We start from the raw sequence: 533 nt of genomic DNA on the forward strand, positions 1-533 counted from the left end.
ACATAGGGAGATCTTATATTAGAAATTTAATTGATGCTTTAGAAAAACATAAAAATGGTAACAAAGAAGCTAAGTTAGATGTAATAGGAAATGCTATATCTTATACTACATTATTAGAAAATCATATACACAAAGAAGATAATGTAATATTTAATTTTGCTAAAAGAGCTTTAAGTGAAGATGTACTAAAAAATGTTGATAAAGAATGCACTCAATATGAAGAAGAACATTATRATATAATAAAAGAAAATATTGATATATTAACATATTTAGAAGAAAAATATATTTAGTAAAGGAGATAGACTATGATAACTAAAGATAATACTATAGGTGAAGTAATAAGATTAAATGAAAGTGCTGCAGAAATATTAATGAAATTTGGTATGGGATGTGTAGGTTGTCCATCTGCACAAGTTGAAACAATAGAACAAGCTTGTGAAGTACATGGACTTAATTTAGAAGAAGTTTTAAATGCATTAAATGAAAAATAATTTAAATATATACTAATAAAGAATATTGCTAAAATTTTATTT

Annotated in this window: 2 protein-coding genes; both read left to right on the top strand. The window is 23.3% G+C overall.

Annotated features, from left to right (window positions below):
• Positions 1–290: hypothetical protein (locus G3997_RS03260; RefSeq protein WP_330616185.1), on the top strand; the 290-nt coding region annotated here is incomplete at its 5' end.
• 15 nt (positions 291–305) lie between these two features.
• Positions 306–491, top strand: coding sequence for a DUF1858 domain-containing protein (locus G3997_RS03265; RefSeq protein ID WP_296648033.1), 186 nt, complete (start codon positions 306–308; stop codon positions 489–491).
• Positions 492–533 lie beyond the last annotated feature (42 nt).

It is taken from the genome of Romboutsia sp. 13368 (assembly GCF_018336475.1).
Lineage (GTDB): Bacteria > Bacillota > Clostridia > Peptostreptococcales > Peptostreptococcaceae > Romboutsia.